The following is a 6,066-nucleotide window of genomic DNA, read 5'->3' on the forward strand; positions in this document are numbered from 1 at the left end:
GTCTCCAGGATATCCAGGACTCCTAGTTCTCCCAGAGGCGATCGGATGTTCGGGGGAACCGTTTCGCCGATGCGAAAGGTATTTTGCGCCGATCGCTCCAGAATTGCTACTCTCAGACTGGCGCGCTGTTGCAGGGCGATCGCGGTGGCAGTCCCCGCCGGACCACTACCAATAATTGCCACGTCAATCTCTGATGGTAGGTTATTATTCACGGGGGAATTATTCATATCTTTTAACTTCGGCGAAATAGGAACCTTCCCACTTGAAATACTCAGGGAGGGTTTCACTTATATCAAAAATAAATCCCAATTGATGCCATTGCTGCACCATCTCTAAATAGCCTAATATCAAGTAGTCATCGGCATTTTGATCGTAGCTCGTGCCCACCCAAGGAACCTGTTTGTCCTTAATTGTCTCATCAGGTACTTGTGGAGCATCTGCCATCAGTGGTTGCAGTGGGGGGCGAGGATCTAAATACACGAACAGCGGGCGTTGAGCAGGCCACCACCAAACAATCTGCTCTACGAGTTGAGTGCTACATACATCGAAGTCCGCCTGCCAAGGCAAAGCCATATACTTGGTCACATCTCCCGGTTCAAATCCTTTTTCCCAGTCCGTACCCAAACTAAGAGTAGCATTGTCTATACCATCATCATCATCGAACTTCAACTTACTTTTGATGCGAAATGGTTCTTGGTAGAGCTTCGGGTTGCGGCAAATCCAAGTCATTTCAATCCCCGGAGAAAAAGGGCCACCGACGCAGGCTTCCAGAGATGCCATAGTCAACCCCAAAGGAGTCACTTGATCGTTTGACGGGGTATCTACTGTCTCAAACTTACCATTTGCCCATTGTTTCAAGAAGAAATACTGGGTATCCGTGAGAGTGAAATACTTAGAAGACTTCTGGCTGCTATCCGTGGCATCGTCTCCAGGCATATAGGGCATCATCGGATAGCCAGTGGTTTTCGACTTCAAAGCATTTTTTTCCTCGGGCGGCCGGATATTACTGAAGAAGTATTGCCGCAAACTGTTGTATTTAGGATTGTTATCCCTTAACTTTTCGTAGTCAAACGTATGGGGTTTGGGTGGCATGGCGACTACCCAAGAGGTCAGAGAAGCGCGATCGAGTATGGGCTTGATCTGGGTTTCCCAATCGGGTTTATAGTTAGGGTTCCATAACCCATTTTTATCAATTATGTAGGAATCTTCATCCCCCTTTCCCCCCTCTGGCTGGTTATTATGTTTCAAGTGGCGAACTGCGACATCAAACATCACGTCGTACAGGGTCACTATATTGGGAATCTCCGGGGCGTAAGCAGGGGGAGCAACTATTACCCAAGCTGGAACGGCTTCTGGGTTTACATCTGTGTCATCTTCTAACTCCACGTATGCCATAACTGGTCCGTCAGAGGTATCATCCCACCAACCATCATTATTGGCATAGCTATTGATTTCAGGCGGATCGTTTTTGGAACCAGACTTACCATAGCCGCCAACAAAAACCAGGTGCCCATGTTCGTCTAGGCACATTGTCCCCAGATAATCAATATTTTCTGGCAACTCGGTCGGCCAACCATCTTCGTCCATTTGTTTCTTGAAGTCATGTTTTCCTTTCAATTGGCTTTCTGTTGCCTCTAGCGTTCCGACACTTGGAGCAATAACGAGTTTATTGAACCTATCATCCGTTACATTGCTATTTCGTAAAGGGTGATTGGGAGTGTAGCCATCGGCGCCATTCTTAGTCCGGAATTCATACCAGCTCGCCTTTTTATTCGCGATCCGCACCTTCCAGACAATCTTGGTTGCCTTTTTTTGTGTATTTTCATCGATACAACCATTTGTTACAACTACCTCCTTTGGCTTATTGTCTGTTGGACTGTCATAGTAAAAAATCCGAAACCGCACGGCTTGTCGGCGCATTTTTCCTTCACCGTTATCGCCATCTCGGAAATCATCCTCCTTAAAATCTTCTCCCGTTTTTGTTATAGGAAGCTCTGGTTGGCTGTTGTCCTGGAATTGTACGGGAATGGGAAGAGAACCTTTACCGTCCTTCCCTAGTGTTTCTGGAGCCAGATAAAACTCCTCGCTGTTGCCAACTCGGGCAATGCCTATCGGCGGGAAAATCTTTAAAAATCCCATTGTTGTTGTTTTCTCCTGTGGTTACAATTTTGGTCAATTGGCTGTTTTTGGCAAAGATAGTTGCCGGATAAAGTAGCGTCGGACGATTAACTTTTAGCAGCACATTTTGAATTGATGTCCTCAATAGTCGCTCGAACTGCCTCCAGGGTTTCTCTTGCCCTCGACGACATCTCTGGTAGGAATTGATTAATCTGGACGTTGATACAGAATACAAGTTTCTTGATACCGTCAAGTGAAGTGCATTCGCTGCATTCGCACCAATTTTCCTCAAAGCAGGGACCCGCAGTAGGACCGAGGGTTGCATCGCCTTCCTTTAGCACAGGTGTTTGCATCAATTGAGTAGCAAGAAGAGGAAAGGCATTCTGCATCAGCGCGACAACAATCGTAAAGTAGTAGTCATCAGTATCACTTGTGCTAGATTGGAAGATTTTTTCCAGAGCTTCGACTAAGAGGCTGTAGCACATACTAAAGATTTGGCTAAGATAGTGAGCATCTGGGTTATGATCGCCGTCTAGTTTAAACTTATCTAAAGAAGGATTGGGGAGCATGGGATAAACTGACGGCAGGGGAATGACACCATCAGCGATCGCCTTAAACTTGAAATAATGGGATAGTTCGTAAGGCGTTCCCACAATCGGTCCGTAGGTGCCATCAGTACGCATCCCATAGTGGTTATAGGTACCGTACTCCTGCTTGGGTATGTAACTCGTAGTAGTCGGAGGAGTGGCTCCTTCCCCTTGAACCATTATTTGCTGAATCGCTTTTTTAGCAGTCTCTATATCTGTTACCTTAATCGGTTCTCCGCCACCGCTCCCAAAGTAAAAGTCAGTGCGTTGCCAATTTTTATTGCCAGTGAAAAGCTCGTTATTTTTATTATTTCCTAATTTTCCTAATTCATCAAACAGTTTTTCGATCGCCGCATAAAACTGCCCAATTGTATCGAATTCCTGTCCTTTTTCTAATTTCTCTTTTTGGTCTATGGGTTCGGGTTGTTCGATCGCCATGAAGGTTTGACTCATCAAGTCGGTAGATGCGGCCATGAGTTGGACGCGAGGACCGTTGAATATCGGGCGCAGAAGTGTATCTGGATAGGCGATCGGGAGTTTGATTTCTTTTTCTTTGGCCGTCTCAGGAACGAGTTTCTCGATGCAAAGTTTGCCATAAAACTGGGGACGAGTTTTCTCATTACCTTCCTCTGCAATAGCATTCAGCAAGTTGCAGGCTAAGTTAATATGCAGCATTTCTTCAAGTGCCACGCTCCTGATGACCCGATAAGCATCCGAGCTTTTATCCTTGAGCGAATACAACGCCGTCAGGTAGGGAGGAATAGTAGAAAACTCCAAAGCAATGGCAACTTTGAGAGCCTGCTGAAGCGTTTGTTTTAGATTCTGAAAATCCTCCTGTGAATTATCAGATCTTGCTTCTTTAGAGAGAGCTTTAAATCGAAACCTGATCGGTCTCTTATCCGATAAAGTAGTTGGTGACATTAAGTTTCTCCTTGCAAATTTTGTGCTTTTTATTTATTGCATGAAGAACAGAACTTCTTCACACTCAGTTTTATCAACTCTTCGTTGACAATTATTAGACTGTTCTTTTTCCCTTTTTCTGACTTTTTTTACCCAAACACCCCTTTTTCTTTTGGTTTAGGCGAGTCCCATTGAGGAATGGGATCGCCGTAGGTGAATTGGGGTTAGGAGTGGAGTGCCGATATCTCAGGTCAACTCCAGACTACTCTCGTCTTGTCTATCCCCAGACAACTACTTCCTGTCTTACCTCCATTCCATTCTTATCGTCTGAGGAACTTCAATTCTCCCGAGCCTCCAAGGATGGTTAGCACATCATCACAGACTTCGTACTCTTGAGCCGTCTCAAGAGATTGCAAATACCGGGACTCTTCTGGATTTGCCTCACATCCTACTTGTGTAGATGCTTGGGGCGAAAAACTTATTGGAAGCGGGCCTCCGCATTGAGCGCCCTTTACTGTTATGTAGCTTCCTGCATAGGCATTACAGTACATATCACCATTATCACTGCCATTAAATAAGTTGAGTTCTATGGGTGATTTTACAAGCTGCCATTCTCCCTCTAGTTCCGTCTGTACTGCTAATGCTGCGTAGGTTGGCAATGCTAGACTAATGACTAATGCCAATGAGATCATCCGGGCGCACCAGACACCCCAATGCTTTTTCCAGTTCTTTTCGATCATTTCCTTCTTTTCCTTTTTTGTGCTTTTAATTTATTGCATGAAGAACAGAACTTCTTCACACCCAGTTTGATCAACTCTTCGTTGACAATTATTAGACTGTTCTTTTTCCCTTTTTCTGACAACTTATTTTCTTTTTTACTGCTACGAGAAACTGATATAACGCGGTACAAACCGTATTAACGTTCCCTTCCTGCTTTCTTCCCTTCGACTACGCTCAGGGGATTGCGTGAGGTGTCGGCACTTCTCACCCTTCACAGGCTCAAACCGAATAGCCTTCGGCGTAATGCTTTAAATTGAGGCTGGCATTAAAATCACGGTCGATTGATATATGGCAAGCCTCACAATTAAAAATCCTTTCTTTAAGTGGCATTTCTTGGATATGCCCACAATTAGAACAGGTTTTAGATGATGGATAAAATCTATCCGCAAACACTAACTTACAGTCATACCATGAGGCTTTGTACTCAACTTGACGACGAATTTCATACAGGGATGAATCAGCAACAGCAACCATACCCAACGAAAACCCTGCACCATCCACCAACTCCGATTTTTCGGCCCCATCCACCTCAACACACTCTTCCGATACCGATACCGTCATAGTCTCCAACCCCTGAGAATTTTCGGGGGCAATATCCGCACTCACCACTTCCAACTCCTCCCGCTTCTGCTCTTCCCCTGACACCCCAGGAGTTGCCGATATCTCCTGCACCGAAACATTTGCCAAATCTTCCTGTTTCTGGCACGACTCATTGGCATCCCCTAATTCCCTCTCCGTACCCAACACAGACCCATCAAAGTCAATGAAATAACGGCTCAACATCTCCTTCAACTTTTTCCGTGCTTGGGATATCCGCTTGTAAACACAATCTATGGAAATTCCTTGCCGCTCGACAATTTCCTGATTAGAAAGCTCTTGATAAAAATGTAAAATAAAGGTTTCCCGCATCCGTTCGGGCAAAGAAGCGATCGCCCGTCGAATAACCACTGACCTCTCATCTTTCTCCAAAACCTGCTCCTGCAACTCCACCGCCGAAGCTACCCCCATTTCCCCACGATCGCCAACCCACTCTATATCATCTACACCCACAGCACCCCGAGAACGTTTGCGGATGATATCCAGACATAAGTTGCGAGTCAGGGTCATCAACCAAGCTGGTAAATTAGCAATTTTCCCGGCAAACTTGCGCACCATTTTCAATGCTTTCAGCATGGCCTCACTCAGAGCATCCTCTGCATCTGTCTGGTTAGAGTTCATCAACCTCAGACAGCAGCGATAAAGTCGGTCTCGATGCTCGCACCATACCTGCCAAAACTCCTTTTCTATTTCCTCTTTCTCCAATTTATGAGGATTTCTGCCAATTCCTGGAGCGGCTGCCACGGGAGCGGGAGTCAAGGTCGCTAACATAGTCATACTTCCTCCCTCATCAGTAGTGTCACCTCCTGGGTTCGGGTCTGTTAATTTCCCTTTTTCCATAGCCTTGAGATGTACCATAGATTAATTAATTTGGGGTATTCAAAGTGTTTTAAGTGTTTTTATTTTGCTGCAACACGATCGGATAGCTACCGTGAAGTCAACGTCAACTGCTTAAGTAGATTTTTTTATAAACAGGACTTACGCATAAGGAACGAAATATCAACCTTTGAGATTGCTTCGCTGTCGCTCGCAATGACAGAAACACGTTATGAGTGCGTAAGTCCTAATAAATAAAGATAATTAT

The 6,066-nt window shown here is 45.2% G+C and carries 5 protein-coding genes; all 5 read right to left on the reverse strand.

Features of this window, described 5'->3' with window-relative positions:
- Nucleotides 1-227 (reverse strand): NAD(P)/FAD-dependent oxidoreductase (locus F6K13_RS14510; protein ID WP_287287699.1); only part of this gene is annotated, 227 nt, incomplete at its 3' end.
- Nucleotides 220-2,139 carry a LodA/GoxA family CTQ-dependent oxidase gene (locus F6K13_RS14515; protein ID WP_287287701.1) on the reverse strand — a complete coding sequence of 640 codons (1,920 nt, stop codon included), beginning with the start codon at nt 2,137-2,139 and terminating at the stop codon, nt 220-222. The genes F6K13_RS14515 and F6K13_RS14510, both read right to left, overlap by 8 nt.
- Before the next feature lie 86 nt (nt 2,140-2,225).
- Entirely contained in the window at nt 2,226-3,626 is a 1,401-nt protein-coding gene (locus tag F6K13_RS14520) for a ferritin-like protein (RefSeq protein ID WP_287287702.1), read from the reverse strand.
- A 299-nt stretch (nt 3,627-3,925) separates the two neighbouring features.
- Entirely contained in the window at nt 3,926-4,297 is a 372-nt protein-coding gene (locus F6K13_RS14525; RefSeq protein ID WP_287287704.1) for an META domain-containing protein, read from the reverse strand.
- A gap of 307 nt (nt 4,298-4,604) precedes the next feature.
- Nucleotides 4,605-5,840, reverse strand: coding sequence for an RNA polymerase sigma factor (locus tag F6K13_RS14530; protein WP_287287706.1), 1,236 nt, complete (start codon nt 5,838-5,840; stop codon nt 4,605-4,607).
- Between the last annotated feature and the right edge of the window lie 226 nt (nt 5,841-6,066).

It is taken from the genome of Okeania sp. SIO2B9 (assembly GCF_010672505.1).
In the GTDB taxonomy this organism is placed as follows: domain Bacteria; phylum Cyanobacteriota; class Cyanobacteriia; order Cyanobacteriales; family Microcoleaceae; genus Okeania; species Okeania hirsuta.

Bases quoted from the DNA above. Each gene is read 5' to 3' on its own strand.
- F6K13_RS14520 (WP_287287702.1), bottom strand. From the start codon at position 3,626: ATGTCACCAACTACTTTATCGGATAAGAGACCGATCAGGTTTCGATTT.
- F6K13_RS14530 (WP_287287706.1), bottom strand. From the start codon at position 5,840: ATGGTACATCTCAAGGCTATGGAAAAAGGGAAATTAACAGACCCGAAC.
- F6K13_RS14515 (WP_287287701.1), bottom strand. From the start codon at position 2,139: ATGGGATTTTTAAAGATTTTCCCGCCGATAGGCATTGCCCGAGTTGGC.
- F6K13_RS14525 (WP_287287704.1), bottom strand. From the start codon at position 4,297: ATGATCTCATTGGCATTAGTCATTAGTCTAGCATTGCCAACCTACGCA.